This window comes from Emticicia fontis, assembly GCF_054779675.1.
Window position 1 is genome coordinate 159,348 of sequence record NZ_BAAGXU010000017.1, and the last position, 17,959, is coordinate 177,306.

Consider the following 17,959-nt stretch of genomic DNA (forward strand, 5'->3'; position numbering starts at 1 on the left):
TAAAATAAAACACAACAATGAGAAAATTAGCGACTATTCAAAGAATTATCGCATTAGAACCAATTGAGGGTGCCGATAATATCTTGAAAGCTAAAGTTCTGGGTTGGGAGCTTGTGACTAAAAAAGGTGAATTTGCCGTAGGCGATTTGTGTATCTATTGTGAAGTCGACAGTTTGCTCCCGGATAAACCGGAATTTGAGTTTTTGAAGTCAAAGAGTTTTCGTATCAAGACTATCAGACTTCGTGGGCAAATCTCACAAGGCATTTGTTTTCCTTTGAGTTTCTTGCCGGAAGATTTTGAAATTGAAGAAGGAGCAGACTGTACAGACGCACTCGGTATTACCAAATACGAACCACCATTTGACCCGGGCTCAGCACATCTGGGCGGTAATGTAAAGGGAAGATTCCCGTCATTTATTCCGAAAACTGATGAAACCAGGGTACAGATTTTGCAAAATGTATTGGCAAAATATAAAGGTGAAACCTGCTATGTTGCCGAAAAACTAGATGGTAGCTCAGCCACTTATTATATCAGAAATGGTGAATTTGGGGTATGTTCAAGAAATCTTGAAATTGAAGAAGATAACGAAAATACCTTCTGGAAAGTAGCAAAAGAGTTGAATATTGAAGAAAAACTCAGGTCTTTGAATGGTAATTTTGCTTTACAAGGCGAATTGGTAGGAGAGGGAGTTCAATACAATAAGATGAGAATGAAGGGTAATACTGTATTCTTTTTCAACCTTTTTAAGATTGATACTTTCGAGTACGTTTCTTATGCCGATTTTATGAAGCTGATGAATGAACTCGAATTGCCAACTGTACCTGTATTGAACGATAACTTTATTTTGCCTGATAGTATCGCCGATTTGGTAGAGATGTCAAAGATTAAGTCAAGCATTCAACCGGCTATGTGGGCTGAAGGTATTGTAATCAGGCTGTTGGATGAGAAGTTGGATAAGTATCTTTTGAGAGATATTGGTGGACACGGACGGATTTCATTTAAGGTAATTAATCCGGAGTTTTTGTTGAAATTTAACGAATAACAATCTTTAATTATACCCTTATGAACTATCAGATTATCAGAGACGAAACGCTTTTTCGCGACTTTATTGACTGGTTGCCGGAGCTTAAAAGAAATGAAACCTATTATGTATCATTATTGGCTCGTAGCAAGTATCATCCGGCAGTGGGAAGCGATAAAGCACAGGTAAAGCGATTCACAGCTACCAAAGATTTCCTCTTTGATAAGGTGAAACAACTGGAATGTGAATTGGGTACGTATAAATATAAGGGTGTAGGTGTTCCACAAGAGGCTTTAGCCCTATATATCAGCCTGAATCCACGTGATATGGAGAAGGCCGCTAAGAGTGCTTTGATAAGATTTGCCGAACTGATTACTAAAGAATATAACGGGTATAACCCCCATCAGGAGGTATTATCAGAGATACAAAAGTCGTGTAGCCGGAAGGTATATTTTGATCTGGATTTTGATAAAGTGGAAATTGAAGAAACTTTAGCAGAGATTAAAAAATACATCAATGAAGATTGTCTGACAGTATTAAGAACACGAGGTGGCTTTCATTTATTGGTAGAATTAGCCAAAGTCGATAAACAATATACCAAAACGTGGCATCAATCACTAGCCAGAATAGAAGGTTGTGATGTGAAAGGAGATAATCTGATACCCGTGCCGGGCTGTACACAAGGTGATTTTACACCACATTTTATGTAATAATTCTATTAAATCAACACAATACGCATGGAGACTGGCAGGAGTTGCTTAATGCTCCTGCTTCATGCAAACAACAAAACGGAGGTAGCCCGAATGGACGAGGAGCTTGCCTTGAAAGCAAGTAATACTGGAAAGTATTATGGGTTCGATTCCTATTGCCTCCGCAAAATTTATAAGTAATACCGAGAGGGATTTGGGCGGTCGCCGCGCGATTCGATTCCTACTGCCTCCGCAACATTAAATAAGCATGTACCCCAATCGGCAGAGGGGTCTGTCTCAGAAACAGTTCAGTATGGGTTCGAATCCCATCATGCTTACATGTAATAAGGGAAAATAGTCCGTAAGTGGAAGCGGGGCGGTCTGTAAAACCGTTGCATTGTGCCTTGTGTGTTCGATTCGCACTTTTCCCACGATGAAAGGGATGAAATAGATGAATTAGGGTAATTGTAATATTGCCGCAATTACCCTGGCTGTGACAGATTGTACATTTCGATTCATACATTTTCTGTAAAAAATAATAGAGAGTAATTCCTACTGGGTAGGACATTGTTTGCTAAACAATTGGTTCATCAATGAATGAAGTTCGATTCTTCTGCTCTCTGCCAGGTGATGATTGAAATATGGAAAAATAGCCGAGTTGGTCAAGGCGTTAGTCTGAAAAACTAAAGATATAGGTTCGAATCCTATTTTTTCCACCAGAAAATAAAAATTAATTATTCAGTTTTAGTAAGTACTTAAATAAGTAAAAGCAGTGGAAAAAGAACGTTTATTAATGATTGGTTTGGAAGAAAACGAAGTAAAACACATTCGTAATTATACTAATTGCTTACTTGTTTCATACGATTTTCTGCCAAATATAAAATTGATAGAAGGCGATTTATACGTTGAAAGTTCTTTTAATCCTGATAAATATCTAAAAGTAGATCGAGTAATTTATCACGGAATCTTTGAAAATGACTATGATTTTATTACGCTTTTGGCCTTGTGGGATGGTAAGTGTTTACCGAATCCTATGGCAATGATGGATTTACGACTCAGACATTCAGGTCTGGTAAGGTCTTTAATAGCTACCATATTTAAGAATTTGAAACGAGGGATGTCTATCAAAGCTGAAAGCTGGCAGGTACAAAAAACAACTGTAGCTAAGTGGGGAAACTGGCATTGTGGTGAAAATAAAGAGTTATTCGAATCAAATTTCTCAACATCAGAACCAACTTTATTCGAGCCATTTATTGAGGGTGAAGCGGTAAGAATTATGTTAATTGGCGAAGAAGCCTGGCAAATTAAGCTGGAGGGTGATGATTGGAAAAAATCGCTTCATCATGAGCAATCAGAACAAATGCCAATAGATGAAGAATTATTAGATGATTCAAGGAACATTGCCAGATATTTTGATTTAGAAATTGTGGGCATTGATTATATGATTGCTTCAGATAAAAATAAGTATTTACTGGAGGTAAATCATATTCCAAATATTACTGTTTTCCCTTTTATCAGTGACTCGTTTTTGAAATATGCTGTGAATTGGATAAATAAATAATTATTTGAAAAAGCCTTTACAATAAAAATGCTCTGACTTGAAACGCAATATATACCTAGGGCATGATTTAAAAATGGTTTTGCTGACTAAAAAATGCCGGATCGTTCAGCGGAAGGACATGACGATACGAACGTTAAGACCAAGGTTCGACTCCTTGTCCGGCGACAAATAAGTAAAAAGCTATTATATTGGGGTTTTAAATAAATACCAAATGATACTTGCAGTAGATGTTTTTTATAAACAGAGTAGCGCCAAAATAGTAGGATTGATTTTTAATGAGTGGACTAATGCCAGATATGCGCAGAAAATTGAAAAGTTCAGAAACGATATAGCCAACTATGAGCCTGGGGCATTTTATAAAAGAGAATTGCCATGCATTATGGATATTCTGGCAGATCTGGATCTGACACAGCTAGATTATATTATAGTAGACGGATACGTGTTTCTGGACGATGAGGGCAAACCCGGTTTAGGGGCATATTTATACGAAGCATTACCAATAAAGGTTCCGGTAATAGGTGTTGCCAAGACTTCTTTTGCGAATAATAAAAAGTATGTGGCCGAGGTATTCAGAGGTATAAGCCAGAAACCATTATTTATTACAGCCATGGGAGAAGATTTAACAAAAGCTGCCGCTATGGTACGCAGCATGTCTGGTGATTATCGCTTCCCGACTATGCTAAAAGCGCTGGACGACTTCACAAAAAGTGATACGGTAGTAAATGAATAAAAGTTTTTTGAGAATATTTTTGATTGCAAATGTTTGACTATCAAGTATTTGTAATAATGTAAAGAAAATATTTTTTACTGCGCAAAAAGACTGCGTAGAAGGTGTGAAACTTTGTAGCATCAAATTGATAATTAAGTTCTTTGATAAAGATAAAAACAAAAAGAAGTGCCGACTAGGCGTCCCCGTAGAAAGAGTTACTTCGCCTTCCACGCCGTGTGTCATTGGTTCGAATCCAATCTGCCTGACTAAAATTTCATTCAGGCAGTAGCTCAGTCCGGTAGAGCAACGTAATAGTCTCTTTTCGCTCTTTGCCTTCTTTAAAATCTGGGTGTTATGCAGATGGTTATACAACGGTGTTTTGGAGACACCGGTTCGTTGGTTCGAATCCAACTACCCAGACAATCAGGTGCCGTGGAGAAGTCGTACTTCGTATCCAGGGGTTAATATATAGGTAGTAGTCAAGTCATGCATGGCTAAAATCCTATCTGCAAAACCTTGCAGTAGCTTAATAAAAGCGTAACCAAGCTCAAGGAAGATGGGCCTATAACAGTTTAGATTTCTCATTCTTTGCCTTGATTATTTCGCTCGGTTGGGCAAATTGGTTAAGCCACTACACTTTCACTGTAGAAATTACGGGTTCGACCGCGGTGGCGGACCACTCCCGTACCGAGTACTTATATTTTATGATTTTAATAGTTAATACAATGAAAAATGACATCATCAGATATTTCCTGGTAAACTCTGAAGAGACCGGAAGACATATTGTCACTTCGTTCCGAACGGGTAGAAAATATTATATAGAGCCTATTGGCAATGGAAGAATGGCAGATTGGGGAAGCTATAATCCAACTACTGGTAATATAGAAAATAAGAAAGGTGCAGGCAAACATACTGGTTCTGTTACTGAAGACAATTCTATTATTAAACCAGAAAACGGATTCGTGAATATTCATTTGGTTGAAAGCGGAAGCCCATATTCAATCATTAATGAAATGGATGCCAAATATCCGAGTATATAAATTAAAAATAAGCAAGTGTCGTAGATGAGAGTTACTTCGCACTCTTAATGCAGAGGTCGTCGGTTCGAGTCCGACATAGACCTAGGTCTATTAGCTCAGGTGGTTAGAGCACTAAATATTCTCTTGTCGCTGTTTACCTTGCTTATTTTTAAAATGTTGCGATTAGTGTAGTGGTTTACACGACGGTTTGTGGAACCGTTAAGATGAGTTCGAATCTCATATCGCAACCAGTCAAATACCATAAAATGGTTTTGATTAATACTTGATTAGGCAAAAATGCTGTGACTATTTGTGACTAACGCCTAAATCAGGTGCAATGAGGTGCCGTAGAAAAGTGTTACTTCGCTTGGCTGAACAGAAGAAATTCTGAAAGGTTCGAATCCTTAAACACACTTTTTGCTTTTTGCCCTCATTTTTAAAATTACCTCATAGCTCAGTCGGTAGAGCAGCACCCTGTTAAGGTGATGGTAGTAGGTTCGATCCCTACTGAGGTAGCATTTTTCGTCAATGCTGTGATTGTATAATCGGATCGTCTAATTGGTTAAGACATCGGGATTTGGCCCCGAAGATTGAGGTTCAAGTCCTTATCTGGTTGCTGAATAGTTTATATTATTACTTTGTAACTCAGTTGGTAGAGTACCAGCCTTTTAAGCTGGGTGTCGTCGGTTCGAGGCCGACCAGAGTAACATCAGGTGCCGTAGAGAAGAGTTACTTCGTTAATTATTGGGTCATTGGTTCGAATCCAGTCTGCCCGACTGATTTTTAGTAATTCGGGCAGTAGCTCAGTCGGTAGAGCAAATAAATGTCTCTTTTCGGTTTATAGCCCTGAATTAGTCTGATAGCTCAGTGGTAGAGTTGTTCTCTGATAAGGAACAGGTCGATGGTTCAATCCCATCTCAGACTACAGTGATTATTTGTTTTTATTACTCCATAGCTCAACCGGAAGAGCGTCATCCTTCTAAGATGAGGGTTGTTAGTTCGAATCTAACTGGGGTAACATCAGGTGCCGTGGAGAAGAGTTACTTCGTCTTTTAAACTCTGTACTCTTTTCGTTTTTTGCCCTGAATTGGTTTGATAGCTCAATGGCAGAGCGGTTCTCTCATAAGGAACAGGTCGGTGGTTCGACTCCATCTCAGACTACGAGTTTGATGCATCACTTACTTCCTCTCAGAACGGTTCTGAGATGGCGTTATTCAAACAAAACTTTTAAAATCATGAAATTCAATATTTTGAATCGTGAAAAAAATACAGTTACCAATTATGAAGGAGCCAAAGCTTATACGCTTACTCCCGCTATGGAACTATATACCAGTGTAGTAACCAGTATTCTGTCAGATACTTTTTACGAAAAAACAGATGCGCGCTTGGCTCGTATTCAGGCACTTATCCGTAAAAATGATGCGCAATTTGTGGCAAAACTGGCAGTATATGCCCGTGAGAAAATGTACTTGCGTTCAACGCCTTTGGTATTATTGACAGAGTTGGCACAAACACATAAAGGAGACAATCTGGTAAGCCGCACGGTTGGCCGTGTGATTCAGCGTGCTGATGAAATTACCGAATTGCTGGCTTGTTACCAGATGGCTAACCAGCGTAAAGAAACCAAAAAACTGAACCGTTTGTCAAAACAGATTCAGAAAGGTCTGGCTGTGGCTTTTAATAAATTTGACGAATACCAGTTCAGCAAATACAACCGTACAGGTACAGATGTGAAGCTGCGTGATGCCCTGTTTCTGGTTCACCCAAAAGCAAAAAATGAAGCGCAGCAAGTCATCTTTAATAAAATTGCTAAAGATGAACTAGCTATTGCTCAAACCTGGGAAACTACGTTGTCAGCCGTTGGTCAGAATGATTTTGACTCACAGGCAGATAAAATGGAGGCAAAATCACAGGCTTGGGAACAATTGATTTTGGATGGAAAACTAGGGTATATGGGGATGATGCGTAACCTACGCAACATTATTGAAGCAAACGTAAGCCAGGCATCTATTGAAAAAGTATGTGCTACTTTGAGTAATGCTCGTGCAGTAGCCAATGCGAAACAGTTTCCTTTCCGTTTCCTGTCAGCTTACCGTGAGATAATGCAATTGCATAGTGGACGATTAAGCAATATTCTAAGCGCGTTGGAAACCGCCGTTCAACATTCGGCAAATAATATTCGTGGTTTTGATGCTCAAACAAGAGTGGTAATTGCCGCTGATGTATCTGGTTCAATGCAGACGAATATTTCTCCGAAAAGCACGGTTCAGAATTACGATATTGGTTTGATGTTGGCCATGTTGCTACAAAACCGTTGTCAGGATGTAGTAAGTGGTATGTTTGGAAATACCTGGAAAATCATCAATATGCCTAAGAATAATATTCTGGCAAATGTAATGGAATTCCGTCGTCGTGAGGGTGAGGTAGGTTACTCAACCAACGGACATCTCGTAATTCAGGATTTAATTAATCGTAGAAAAGTAGTCGATAAAATTATGATTTTTACTGACTGTCAACTATGGAATAGTAATGGCGGAAGCCCGATTGCTCAGGCTTGGGCTGAATACCAAAGAATAGCTCCGAATGCTCGTTTGTATCTGTTTGATCTGGCTGGACACGGAAATACTCCTGTTAACACAGTTAATGAGGATTCAGTATTCCTGATTGCCGGTTGGTCAGATAAAATCTTCGACATTCTGGCGGCTATCGAAGAAGGAAGCAACGCTATTGCTGAGATTAATAAAATTGAGATTTAGGGTTATATCATTTTCCGGGCCTGGTTTCCGGACCCGGAATTTTTAAAGGAACATTAGTGAAATGGCTATCATGCTACCCTGTCACAGTAGGGCCACGGGTTCGACCGGGGTGGCGTCCCACTCCCTTATGTTTCGAGGTAGAATTTTAAAGGAACATTGGTGAAATGGCTATCATGCTACCCTGTCACGGTAGAGCCACGGGTTCGACCGGGGTGGCGTCCCACCGGGCGGCGTACGCTCTCGTGTGTTTCGAGGTAGAATTTTAAAGGAACATTGGTGAAATGGCTATCATGCTATCCTGTCACGGTAGAGCCACGGGTTCGACCGGGGTGGCGTCCCACTCCCTTATGTTTCGAGATAGAATTTTAAAGGAACATTGGTAAAATGGCTATCATGCTACCCTGTCACGGTAGAGCCACGGGTTCGATTCCCGTATGTTCCGCGATAGAAATGAATCTTGAACCTGATGAGGGCTTCGGTATAGCCCCATAGTATTGGAGCAATAGCTGCCAATATGCTGTCAAGGTAATTTCTGTTAAGTTTATGCAGGTTCGAATCCTGCCGAGCTCGTGAGGGCTTGTGGCGAAATGGTAAACGCGATGGAGTTCCAGTCCATTTTTAGAAAACAAGTAAATCAGTCTGAAACTATTCGGGTGTTTTCTCCTTCGCGAAAACACAGTTCAGTAAAGACTTGCAAAAAAGAGGATACCGATACATAGAGATGATTGCTTTAATTCTAAACTGCTATATATACTATAAGGTAGCTGTCTCATGGTTACGAGAGGCAGATATTTTAGAACGATAGAATAGTAAAGATTTATTAAACCAATTATTGAAGTTTATCTTAATCTGATTTCCGTTTCAACGAATCGGGTAATGTAAGACTGATTTTTAAAAATGTAATTATTAAAATCATGAAAAAGATACAAGTAAACACTAACCAGGTAGCATTAATTCTGAAAAATAAGGCATTCAAGCAATTGCTTGGTGAAGGCACTTATTGGTTCTGGAGCAATGAAGAAATTTATATATATGATAAAGGAAGTGCCTTTGCTGCTCCTGTCGAACTGAATGCCCTTTTGCAACACGCGGAAGTAGTTGAGGCTTTGGAGATATTAGAAGTAAATGATAACAAACTTACAGTTCAGTTTGAAGACAATCGTTTCAGAACTGTTTTTGGTCCGGGTAAATATGCTTTTTGGCGTGGTATTAAAAACTATACTTATACAGCTATTGATTTAAACAAAATTGAGATTACTGAAGATTTCAGCGCTCAATTAATCAGTACTAAATTATTGCCTTATGTAAGAAGCTATACCGTTGAGGCTTTTGAGAAAGGAGTCTTGATTGTTGACGGTAAATTTATGCGCGTTTTAGATGGAGGTACTTACTACTGGTGGAAAAATACTATCAATATTCAGGTAGCGAAAGCGGATATGCGTCAATTACAACTGGAAATTTCAGGACAAGAGATTCTGACTAAAGACAAAGCGAATTTGCGTCTGAATGCCTTTGTTCAATATCGCATCACTGATATTGTAAAAGCGATGTATGAAAACAAAGATTACGAAAAGCAAGTCTATGTTTTATTGCAATTAGCTTTACGAGAATATATCGGTGGATTAACTTTAGATGAATTACTGGATAAAAAAGATAGCATTGTTGATTTCGTATTGAAAAATACTGCTGAGAAGCTGGTAGGTTTAGGTATCGAAATCAAAGGCTGTGGTATCCGTGATATTATCTTGCCGGGAGACATGAAAGATATCATGAATCAGGTATTGATGGCTGAGAAAAAGGCGCAAGCCAATATCATTATGCGTAGAGAAGAAACAGCTTCAATGCGTAGCTTGTTAAATACTGCCAAATTGATGGAAGAAAACGAAACCTTGTGGAAACTGAAAGAGATGGAATATGTAGAGAAAATCGCAGATAAAATCAACAATATTTCAGTTTCAGGCAATGGTCAGATTCTCGACCAGTTGAAGCAGATTTTTGTGAAAAATTAAAAATTGTAGGGGCAAAAAATTTTTTACCCATTTTTCAAAATTATTAAATGGAAACAACGATTTTATTAGAAGAAATACTGGCATTAGGGAATATACCAGAAAACCTGCAAAACAGTTTTCTGAGAATCGCTAACGGGTTGCATCAAAAGGCCGAATATCCAAAAGAGAAAGTATTGAGGCTCTTTGCAGAAATGTTGGCTAGTCCCAAGAAATTTGCCTATTCAAAGAATAAGGTAACCAATCTGGCAAAAGAGATTTTTGACCTTGAAAAGAAGGGTACAAAAGTAGAACTTTCAGAAGAGGGGAGAAGCTATCTGCCTGCTGAATCTCCTGTATTTGAAATGGAGGAAAAAGAAAAGCAAAAAACCATTGCTTTTGATTTAAGAACTTCACCATTGCCATATCAGATTTATGGTGCTGAACATATTGAAGAAGGTGCCCTGAAACAGATGGAAACTGCTCTAAGTTTACCGGTTGCTGTAGCAGGATCTTTAATGCCTGATGCCCACCAGGGTTATGGATTGCCTATTGGTGGTGTATTGGCTACTACAAATAATACGGTTATTCCGTATGCCGTAGGGGTAGACATTGCCTGCCGAATGTGTTTGTCAGTTTTTGATATTCCAAGCGATTTTTTCAAACGCCAGCCTCATTTACTGAAACGTGCGCTGGTAGACAATACCAAGTTTGGTGTAGGTGGTGAAACGGCTCACAAGTTTGATGAAACCGTAATGGATAAGACAGAATGGACAGCCACAAAAATCATCCGTGATTTGAAGGATAAGGCTTACCGTCAGTTAGGTACATCAGGTACCGGCAACCATTTTGTAGAGTGGGGGATTGTAGAAGTATTTGAAGATGATGACTTATTGGCTGTGCCTAAAGGAGAATATCTGGCACTTTTATCACATTCAGGTTCAAGAGGTTTTGGTGGAGCTATCGCTAATTATTACTCTAAGGTAGCTATGAAGAAAACTAAACTTCCCAAAGATGCAGCCCACCTGGCTTGGTTAGATATGAATACCCAGGAAGGACAAGAATACTGGATTGCCATGAATCTGGCAGGAGATTATGCGTCAGCCAATCACCACGAAATTCATAAGAAAATAGCCAAAATGTTGGGTGAACAACCAATGAAAATAGTTGAAAACCACCACAATTTTGCCTGGAAAGAGGCATTGGCTGATGGTACAGAGGTAATAGTACATAGAAAAGGAGCCACTCCGGCAAGTCGTAACGACTTAGGAATTATTCCAGGCTCAATGACTGACCCAGGATTTATCGTTCGAGGTAAAGGCGTAATTGAGGCATTAAATTCAGCATCTCATGGTGCCGGACGCTTAATGTCAAGAACCAAAGCATTGAGTTCTATTACCCATAACGCCATGAAGAAAGTATTAGAGGATAAAGGAGTACAATTAATAGGTGGAGATTTGGATGAAGCACCTATGGTTTATAAAAATATCGAAACCGTTATTGCTTCACAAACCAATCTGGTAGATGTATTAGCTAAGTTTACTCCAAAAATTGTAAGAATGGCCGATGCCAATCGCAGAGAAAGACGAGAGGATTAATTTCTTCTCGTTTTTTATGAAAGTTTATTTATAATATTTTTCCAAATTGAAATAATTCTATCCTTACGAAACTGATTGTTTGAATATTCCAAATTCGATGTAATTTCTTCTTCAATAGAATGTCTTTTTAATAGCATTTCTAATTCAAATTTTATGTAAATTTTTACAGATTCATCAGCTAGAAGAATGTCATTTTCAATAGTAGAACGATTGTTAAAGATATATATAATGTCTTCAAAATCACTATCTCCCCTATAATCTGAACTATTCCCTCTTGATTTAAGCGCTTCTAACTTTGATGCAATAAAATAGGAGATAGGAAATAAATAAATTGATGTTTTGGTATCTATATTAAAGTTGATACTATTTTCCACTCCATCCTTATACCACTTGTTAGAAAACCCTAAAACACTTGCATCATTTGGCATGATGTCTACAATGATTTCGTTGAATTTATACCTGCAAATTACACCAGAGGATGTATCGTTTCTAAAACCAAGAATTCTTACTTGCTCTTCTAATTCACTATAGTCTCCTCTATTAATTACTTCAACGACTATATCAATATCATCCGTTATTCTTACTTCTTCTCGCGCTGGGTCGTCAGTATATAAATCTACAACAGCGCCACCTATAAAAACAATTTTGTTTTTTACTGGCAATAATGCATTTGCTATAGTTTTTAATCTGTCTATATTTTTATATTTGTTTCTCATATTTATACAAAACGTTTATCCATTTCTTCAGAAGCTATTTTAAATACTCTTGCTGTGCCAGTTCTAATAGCATCAATTAAAGAAAGAAGCTCATAAAGTTTGTTATTTTGCGAAACAATTGAAGGTATAGTTGGATATAAAGGTTCAATTATTTGCCCTCTTATATTACCTTCAGGATGTTCCCAGACATAGTACTCTTCAGAAACAATTATACTCTTTAAAGGCTCTGCTGAATGGGCAGTAGCAATTCCTCTAACAATTGAGCCCGGACGAGTTGGAAAAACGTACTTTATACCATATAGTAGGAAATCCATTAGCGCTTTTTTGTTAATTTTTTTCCTTTTGGGACTATCAATTAAACCAGAAAAGCTTGATCTATGTAGTGACTCTGAAACTTCAGACTCACTAATATTAAGCATCTGAGCTATTTTTTTATTATTAGCTAATGGGATAGAAAATTTAGTATTTGAATCATCTGTTTTTTTGGGCTTAATCGTAATAATTGCTGTATCTGCAACAATAGCCATCAAGATTGCTATATCTTGTGGTCGCATGCCATTATGTTTTTTCATAAATCTCTATTGATAATTTGCAATTTGCAAATCGCGAATTGCAAATCAAAAGAATTATTGAAAAAATTAATTAAAATATCGAATAATGTAGTTTGCCGTGAGAATAAGAATAGCAAATATTGCCGATGCCAATCGCAGAGAAAGACGGGAAGATTAATTTCTTCTCGTTTTTTATTCTATTCCTTTTATTATATCCAACAATTCGGCAATCATCATGGCAGTAGCTCCCCAAACCATTTGTTCCTGAATGATAAAGCCTGGCGTTTCAAATTTATAACCTCGAGCTTCTACAAGTCTTGTTTGCACGGTATCAGGATTTAAAAAATCAGAAAGAGGAACTTCTAAAATAGCCGCCACCTCACGCTCATCAGGATAGAAATCGGGGCGATAATTGATATAACCTAATACAGGCTGGCAAAGCAGATTCGAAGGATTAATATATAATTCGGTAAGATTTCCTATAATTTTTACGTCAGATGCTTTGATTCCTATTTCTTCCTGTGCTTCTCTAAGTGCGGTGTCCTGAATTCCTTTATCCTTTAACTCAGCCCTACCACCCGGGAAAGCCATTTGTCCACCATGCACGCCATCATATTGTGGCCGAAGAATGAGTGGCAAGTAAATATCTTCACCTTTCGGATAAAACAAAAGCAATACACCACTTCTACGAGTACTTTCATTAGGCTCGCCTTTTAACCGCATACGGTTAGGCGACATCTTTTTTACGATTTCGTCATGACCTGGTAAAGGGTAATTGGCCAATTGATAGGAAAGTTTACTGATAAAGCCAGCGAAATTCACGGTGTAATAATAACGTTAGGTTAATATATAGTTTTTGCAATTTAAGAAAAAAACTTTATCTAAGCACCGTAAAATTTAGCTAATTGCTCTGCACATCTTTCACCATCCATTGCTGCTGATACAATTCCACCTGCAAATCCTGCGCCTTCTCCACACGGAAAAAGCCCTTTGATCTGCAAATGTTCAAGGGTTTCCTTGTCTCTCGGTATCCTGACTGGCGAAGAAGTCCGGCTTTCAATACCAATCAATTGTGCCTCGTTAGTTACATATCCTTTTATCATTTTACCAAATTGCTTAAATCCTTCTTGTAGCGGGCGAGCAATAATATCCGGTAAAACCTCGGCCATATCCAGAGATGCAAGCCCCGGTTGATACGAAGTGTCATTCAGAGAAGAGGAGATTTTTCCATTCAAAAAATCAACTAATCTTTGCGCAGGAGCTAATTGACAATGAGTGATTGAGTTATCTTCTATAAGCTTTTTCTCCTGATTGATCTGAGTAAATTGCTTACTCTTTGCTGCATATCTGAAAGCTTTTTGCTCTACTTCCTTTTGAAGTTCCAAACCTGCCAGTGCACCTAGCTTTTTATTCTTCTGCCAATCTGTTTCATTGATAGCTACTACGATACCAGAGTTGGCATATTTAGAATCCCTACGGTTAGGTGACATTCCGTTCACTACCAGTTCACCCTCATCGGTCGCCGCCGGAACAATGAATCCACCCGGACACATACAAAAACTGAATACGCCACGCTGCACATTTTTATAGTTGGTTTGTGCTACCAGGCTATAAGCAGCCGCTGGCAATATGCCTCTTTCAGGGCGATGATATTGATGTTGGTCTATCAAAGATTGTGGGTGTTCAATGCGTACACCCATGGCAAAAGGTTTTGCTTCGATTAGGATATTTTTCTTAAATAAAAGTTCGAAAATATCTCTTGCCGAATGTCCTGTTGCCAGTATAACCGCTATTCCCTCGAAATGCTGTCCAGTATGAGCGGTTACGCCTTTAATCTGATTATTCGTAATAGTTAAATCAGTAACCTTGGTATTAAAGTGGATTTCTCCACCTGCTTTTAAAATGCTCTCCCTTAAATCGGCCACTACATTGGGTAGTTTATTCGTACCAATATGTGGATGGGCATCAACTAAAATCTGTGAAGTAGCGCCATGTGCGACCAGTATTTCTAAAATCCGTCTGATATCTCCCCGTTTTTTTGAACGGGTATATAGCTTTCCGTCAGAATAAGTACCTGCACCTCCTTCCCCAAAGCAATAATTAGAATCAGGATTAACTATATGGTCTTTGTTAATGGCAGATAAATCTCTTCTACGTGCCTGCACATCTTTGCCACGTTCTAATACGATTGGCTTTATACCTAATTCTATCAGACGTAAAGCTGCAAATAATCCGGCAGGGCCGGCACCTACCACAATAGCTTGTTTATTTTTACTGACATCCTGATAGTCTTTCTGGAACTCCATAACTGTAGCAGGTTTTTCTCCTACATACAATTCAACTTCCAGATTAACTTTTACCTGTCTGTTTCGGGCATCAATAGATTGGCGGATTTTCTGAATAAAAACTTCTTCGGTAGTATCAGGCAATGAAGCTTGTTTGAGTAGAAATTGGCGTAATGCTGTATCTTCAAGAGCCACTTCCGGCTCTAATGTAAGCGTGAATAATTGTCTCATTTTGAAAGGTGTTTATCCTTTAATATATATAGTAATAAGATAAGCAGATACTTAAGCAAGCTGAGTCTTTTCCAGCGCAAACCTTCAGTTGGCAAATCTTTTTCTCAAAATTAGGGTTTTAAAGATGAAATGGCAAATTTGGGTTTATATTTGCAAATGGATTAATCTATAGAGCTGATAGAAATAAGCGCTAACGACTGGATATTGTAATGGGATATTTTAGAGATATAAGATTGGGGATAAAAACAACGGTGAAAGGCATGAGCCTTACGCTTCGACATTTCTGGAATGCACGCCAAAGTAGAAAACCCATTTCAATACAGAACCCTGATTATTTTCAGCAGGATACAGGGATTGTTACATTGCAATTTCCACATGAATCGATGTTGGTGCCTGATAACGGACGTTATCAACTGGATTGCGAGATAGATGATTGCATAGTATGTGATAAATGTGCCAAGATTTGTCCGGTCGATTGTATTGATATTGAGCCAATTAAATCATCTGAGATTATTAATTATGCTTCTGATGGTTCTCCGATTCGTTTATATGCTGCCAGGTTTGATATAGACATGGCGAAGTGTTGTTTCTGCGGACTATGTACAACTGTCTGTCCGACGGAATGTCTTACCATGACGAATGAATATGATTTCAGCGTGGTAGATATTACACAAATGAATTTTGAATTTTCGAATCTGACTCCGGAACAGGCCGATGAAAAACGGAAATTATACGAACAATTTGTAGCAGAAAAAGAGGCAGCAAAAGCTACTCCAAAAACTCCTGCGGCTCCAGTTAAAGAAACTGAAGCACCAAAACCAGCATTCAAACCCAACTTTAAACCAGTAGTAAAACCAGCAGTTACTGAGCCGGAAGAAGTAAAAGAAGATAAGGTAGTAGAAGAAACTCCGAAGCCTAAGCCTGTTTTCAGACCAGTAATGAAGACGGTTAGAAAAGAGGAAGACGAGACACCTAAAGCAGAGGAAAAGGCAGCAGAAGCAGCTCCAAAGGCAAAACCAGTCTTTAAGCCTGTCATGAAAACAGTTCCAAAACCAGTTGAGAATGCTGCACCGGAAGAAATAAGAGAGGAAAAGGTTGAGGAAGAAGCCCCGAAACCGAAAACATCTTTTAAACCAGTTTTTAAAGCCGCACTAAAACCAGTTGAGAATGCTGCACCAGACGAGATAAAAGAAGAAAAGGTTGAGGAAGAAGCCCCGAAAGCGAAAGCATCTTTTAAACCAGTTTTCAAATCAGTGCCAAAACCAGTTGAGAATGCTGCACCGGAAGAAAAAGTTGAGGAAGAAGCTCCGAAACCAATTGAAAATGTAGCACCGGAAGAAATAAAAGAAGAAAAGACTGAACAGGATGCACCCAAGCCGAAACCTGTCTTTAAGCCAACAATGAAAATTCAACCTAAAAAACCTGAATAGTGCATATCGAAGATTTATTGAAAAATATCGACCAACAATTAGTACTGCAAATTTCATTTTTTACGTTTGCAGCCATTACTATTGGTGGTGCGCTTTATCTATTATTTACCAGAAATGTACTATATGCCGCATTCAGCTTATTAGTTACACTTCTGGGTATAGCAGGTTTGTATGTTTTTGCCGGAGCAGATTTTCTGGCTGTAAGCCAGATTATGATTTATGTAGGCGGTATTCTGATTCTGATGATTTTCGGAATCATGCTTACCAATAAAAAAAAAGAACAACAGAAAGCTGGCCAACTGAATAAAATTCTGGTAAGCCATCATAATCGTTTTTGGGTGGCTATTGTGGCAGTATTGCTATTTCTGGGCTTTTTAAAGGTGATTTTTACTGCTAATTTCCAATTGGTTAGTAAAGAATTACATCAAGGAACAACCGTTCAGAAAATAGGGATAGAGTTAATGACCAATTACGTATTCGCCTTTGAACTGATGGGTTTATTGCTACTAGCTGCTTTAATAGGCGCAGCATATATAGCGAAGAAAGAAAAGATTTAGTGAATGATGTCTTGAACTATGATTTAGCTGATTAATCTGATTTTACTGATAAGTTTTAACAGGATAAATAGTTTACAACCTCGTTTTTAATTCAATATAATCACAAAAATCAGGTCAATCAAAGTTCAAGATATTAACCACTCAATAAATACAAAAATGATATATATTCAAAATTATCTAATTATTGGGGCATTATTATTTTCGATTGGTTTAGCGGTAGCAGTTACCAAGCGAAATGCCATTCTGGTATTAATGGGGATTGAACTAATGCTTAATGCCGTTAACCTGAATCTGGTTGCATTTAGCCAATATGACCCAAATCGTTTGCAAGGACAGATGTTTGCTTTATTTGTGATGGTAGTAGCAGCTGCAGAAATAACCATTGCATTGGCTATAATTTTGAAAATATATGATTATTTCAAGAATATTGACCTTGAGGCAACAAATGAATTAAAAAAGTAAAAAAGTAGTTGACAAATATAAAGAGACTTGCTACCTTTGCAGTCCCAAATCGGGAATATGGCTGCGTAGCTCAACTGAATAGAGCGTCTCACTACGGATGAGAAGGTTAGGGGTTTGAATCCCTTCGCGGTCACACAGAGACTACAATTTATCTTAAAAAATTGTATTTTAGCCTAAAAAGCCCTACTTCCAAGTAGGGCTTTTTGCATTTTTACTCCCTCAAGTTGCCTTCATTTCTTGTATTTTATGGATCAACCCTAAAAGTTGTGGGGAAGTAAAATAATCTTGACCTTTGCATTTTAAGAAGAGACAGATGCAAGAGAGTTACGGATCAACCCTAAAAGTTGTGGGGAAGTAAAATAATCTTGACCTTTGCATTTTAAGAAGA

Annotated in this window: 15 protein-coding genes and 13 tRNA genes; 24 read left to right on the forward strand and 4 right to left on the reverse strand. The window is 38.2% G+C overall.

Annotation, left to right across the window (positions count from 1 at the left end):
• The first annotated feature begins 17 nt into the window (after positions 1–17).
• The 20 genes from ACYVFA_RS10285 to ACYVFA_RS10380 all read left to right on the forward strand — a co-directional run bounded on the left by ACYVFA_RS10285 (position 18) and on the right by ACYVFA_RS10380 (position 11,339).
• A complete protein-coding gene (locus ACYVFA_RS10285) occupies positions 18–1,043 on the forward strand; it encodes an RNA ligase (ATP) (RefSeq protein WP_460471737.1) in 1,026 nt (341 codons plus the stop codon).
• A 20-nt stretch (positions 1,044–1,063) separates the two neighbouring features.
• On the forward strand, positions 1,064–1,732 hold the full coding sequence (locus ACYVFA_RS10290; RefSeq protein ID WP_460471738.1) for a hypothetical protein: 669 nt from the start codon (positions 1,064–1,066) through the stop codon (positions 1,730–1,732).
• Between the two features lie 80 nt (positions 1,733–1,812).
• Positions 1,813–1,896: transfer RNA gene (locus tag ACYVFA_RS10295), tRNA-Ser, on the forward strand.
• Between the two features lie 79 nt (positions 1,897–1,975).
• Positions 1,976–2,049: transfer RNA gene (locus ACYVFA_RS10300), tRNA-Leu, on the forward strand.
• Positions 2,050–2,059: 10 nt separating this feature from the next.
• Positions 2,060–2,142, forward strand: a tRNA-Tyr gene (locus tag ACYVFA_RS10305).
• 212 nt (positions 2,143–2,354) lie between these two features.
• Positions 2,355–2,430, forward strand: a tRNA-Phe gene (locus tag ACYVFA_RS10310).
• A gap of 53 nt (positions 2,431–2,483) precedes the next feature.
• Complete coding sequence (locus ACYVFA_RS10315; protein ID WP_460471739.1) at positions 2,484–3,272, forward strand: ATP-grasp domain-containing protein; 789 nt, start codon at positions 2,484–2,486, stop codon at positions 3,270–3,272.
• Positions 3,273–3,366: 94 nt separating this feature from the next.
• Positions 3,367–3,437, forward strand: a tRNA-Arg gene (locus ACYVFA_RS10320).
• A gap of 46 nt (positions 3,438–3,483) precedes the next feature.
• On the forward strand, positions 3,484–4,002 hold the full coding sequence (locus ACYVFA_RS10325) for an endonuclease V (protein ID WP_460471740.1): 519 nt from the start codon (positions 3,484–3,486) through the stop codon (positions 4,000–4,002).
• 704 nt (positions 4,003–4,706) lie between these two features.
• Complete coding sequence (locus ACYVFA_RS10330) at positions 4,707–5,021, forward strand: hypothetical protein (protein WP_460471741.1); 315 nt, start codon at positions 4,707–4,709, stop codon at positions 5,019–5,021.
• A gap of 157 nt (positions 5,022–5,178) precedes the next feature.
• Positions 5,179–5,251, forward strand: a tRNA-His gene (locus ACYVFA_RS10335).
• A gap of 192 nt (positions 5,252–5,443) precedes the next feature.
• Positions 5,444–5,516: transfer RNA gene (locus ACYVFA_RS10340), tRNA-Asn, on the forward strand.
• A 118-nt stretch (positions 5,517–5,634) separates the two neighbouring features.
• Positions 5,635–5,707: transfer RNA gene (locus ACYVFA_RS10345), tRNA-Lys, on the forward strand.
• Between the two features lie 146 nt (positions 5,708–5,853).
• Positions 5,854–5,925: transfer RNA gene (locus tag ACYVFA_RS10350), tRNA-Ile, on the forward strand.
• Positions 5,926–5,945: 20 nt separating this feature from the next.
• A tRNA-Arg gene (locus ACYVFA_RS10355) sits at positions 5,946–6,018 on the forward strand.
• A gap of 71 nt (positions 6,019–6,089) precedes the next feature.
• Positions 6,090–6,161: transfer RNA gene (locus tag ACYVFA_RS10360), tRNA-Met, on the forward strand.
• A 74-nt stretch (positions 6,162–6,235) separates the two neighbouring features.
• Complete coding sequence (locus tag ACYVFA_RS10365) at positions 6,236–7,756, forward strand: TROVE domain-containing protein (RefSeq protein ID WP_460471742.1); 1,521 nt, start codon at positions 6,236–6,238, stop codon at positions 7,754–7,756.
• Positions 7,757–8,126: 370 nt separating this feature from the next.
• Positions 8,127–8,198: transfer RNA gene (locus ACYVFA_RS10370), tRNA-Asp, on the forward strand.
• A gap of 472 nt (positions 8,199–8,670) precedes the next feature.
• Complete coding sequence (locus ACYVFA_RS10375; RefSeq protein ID WP_460471743.1) at positions 8,671–9,765, forward strand: slipin family protein; 1,095 nt, start codon at positions 8,671–8,673, stop codon at positions 9,763–9,765.
• A 47-nt stretch (positions 9,766–9,812) separates the two neighbouring features.
• Complete coding sequence (locus ACYVFA_RS10380) at positions 9,813–11,339, forward strand: RtcB family protein (RefSeq protein ID WP_460471744.1); 1,527 nt, start codon at positions 9,813–9,815, stop codon at positions 11,337–11,339.
• A gap of 14 nt (positions 11,340–11,353) precedes the next feature.
• Here the strand turns inward: ACYVFA_RS10380 and ACYVFA_RS10385 are convergent, their stop codons facing one another.
• The 4 genes from ACYVFA_RS10385 to ACYVFA_RS10400 form a co-directional block, all read right to left on the reverse strand.
• Positions 11,354–12,055: a hypothetical protein gene (locus ACYVFA_RS10385; protein WP_460471745.1), complete on the reverse strand. Its 702-nt coding sequence runs from the start codon at positions 12,053–12,055 to the stop codon at positions 11,354–11,356.
• Between the two features lie 2 nt (positions 12,056–12,057).
• Positions 12,058–12,627, reverse strand: coding sequence for a hypothetical protein (locus ACYVFA_RS10390; RefSeq protein WP_460471746.1), 570 nt, complete (start codon positions 12,625–12,627; stop codon positions 12,058–12,060).
• 171 nt (positions 12,628–12,798) lie between these two features.
• Entirely contained in the window at positions 12,799–13,428 is a 630-nt protein-coding gene (locus ACYVFA_RS10395) for an NUDIX hydrolase (RefSeq protein ID WP_460471747.1), read from the reverse strand.
• A 59-nt stretch (positions 13,429–13,487) separates the two neighbouring features.
• The gene (locus ACYVFA_RS10400) at positions 13,488–15,122 is read right to left on the reverse strand and encodes an NAD(P)/FAD-dependent oxidoreductase (protein WP_460471748.1); all 1,635 of its coding nucleotides are present in this window, start codon (positions 15,120–15,122) and stop codon (positions 13,488–13,490) included.
• 260 nt (positions 15,123–15,382) lie between these two features.
• On the opposite strand from ACYVFA_RS10400, the gene ACYVFA_RS10405 reads away from it, so the two are divergent.
• The 4 genes from ACYVFA_RS10405 (at position 15,383) to ACYVFA_RS10420 (ending at position 17,704) form a co-directional block, all read left to right on the forward strand.
• Positions 15,383–16,552: a 4Fe-4S dicluster domain-containing protein gene (locus tag ACYVFA_RS10405; protein ID WP_460471749.1), complete on the forward strand. Its 1,170-nt coding sequence runs from the start codon at positions 15,383–15,385 to the stop codon at positions 16,550–16,552.
• Complete coding sequence (locus ACYVFA_RS10410) at positions 16,552–17,109, forward strand: NADH-quinone oxidoreductase subunit J family protein (protein ID WP_460471750.1); 558 nt, start codon at positions 16,552–16,554, stop codon at positions 17,107–17,109. The genes ACYVFA_RS10405 and ACYVFA_RS10410 overlap by 1 nt, the downstream gene beginning before the upstream one ends.
• A 156-nt stretch (positions 17,110–17,265) precedes the next feature.
• Positions 17,266–17,571 (forward strand): NADH-quinone oxidoreductase subunit NuoK, encoded by a 306-nt coding sequence (gene nuoK, locus ACYVFA_RS10415; protein ID WP_460471751.1) that lies wholly within the window; start codon positions 17,266–17,268, stop codon positions 17,569–17,571.
• A gap of 59 nt (positions 17,572–17,630) precedes the next feature.
• A tRNA-Arg gene (locus ACYVFA_RS10420) sits at positions 17,631–17,704 on the forward strand.
• Positions 17,705–17,959 lie beyond the last annotated feature (255 nt).

Bases quoted from the DNA above. Each gene is read 5' to 3' on its own strand.
- ACYVFA_RS10285 (WP_460471737.1), top strand. From the start codon at position 18: ATGAGAAAATTAGCGACTATTCAAAGAATTATCGCATTAGAACCAATT.
- ACYVFA_RS10290 (WP_460471738.1), top strand. From the start codon at position 1,064: ATGAACTATCAGATTATCAGAGACGAAACGCTTTTTCGCGACTTTATT.
- ACYVFA_RS10325 (WP_460471740.1), top strand. From the start codon at position 3,484: ATGATACTTGCAGTAGATGTTTTTTATAAACAGAGTAGCGCCAAAATA.
- ACYVFA_RS10330 (WP_460471741.1), top strand. From the start codon at position 4,707: ATGAAAAATGACATCATCAGATATTTCCTGGTAAACTCTGAAGAGACC.
- ACYVFA_RS10365 (WP_460471742.1), top strand. From the start codon at position 6,236: ATGAAATTCAATATTTTGAATCGTGAAAAAAATACAGTTACCAATTAT.
- ACYVFA_RS10375 (WP_460471743.1), top strand. From the start codon at position 8,671: ATGAAAAAGATACAAGTAAACACTAACCAGGTAGCATTAATTCTGAAA.
- ACYVFA_RS10380 (WP_460471744.1), top strand. From the start codon at position 9,813: ATGGAAACAACGATTTTATTAGAAGAAATACTGGCATTAGGGAATATA.
- ACYVFA_RS10385 (WP_460471745.1), bottom strand. From the start codon at position 12,055: ATGAGAAACAAATATAAAAATATAGACAGATTAAAAACTATAGCAAAT.
- ACYVFA_RS10390 (WP_460471746.1), bottom strand. From the start codon at position 12,627: ATGAAAAAACATAATGGCATGCGACCACAAGATATAGCAATCTTGATG.
- ACYVFA_RS10400 (WP_460471748.1), bottom strand. From the start codon at position 15,122: ATGAGACAATTATTCACGCTTACATTAGAGCCGGAAGTGGCTCTTGAA.
- ACYVFA_RS10405 (WP_460471749.1), top strand. From the start codon at position 15,383: ATGAGCCTTACGCTTCGACATTTCTGGAATGCACGCCAAAGTAGAAAA.
- nuoK (WP_460471751.1), top strand. From the start codon at position 17,266: ATGATATATATTCAAAATTATCTAATTATTGGGGCATTATTATTTTCG.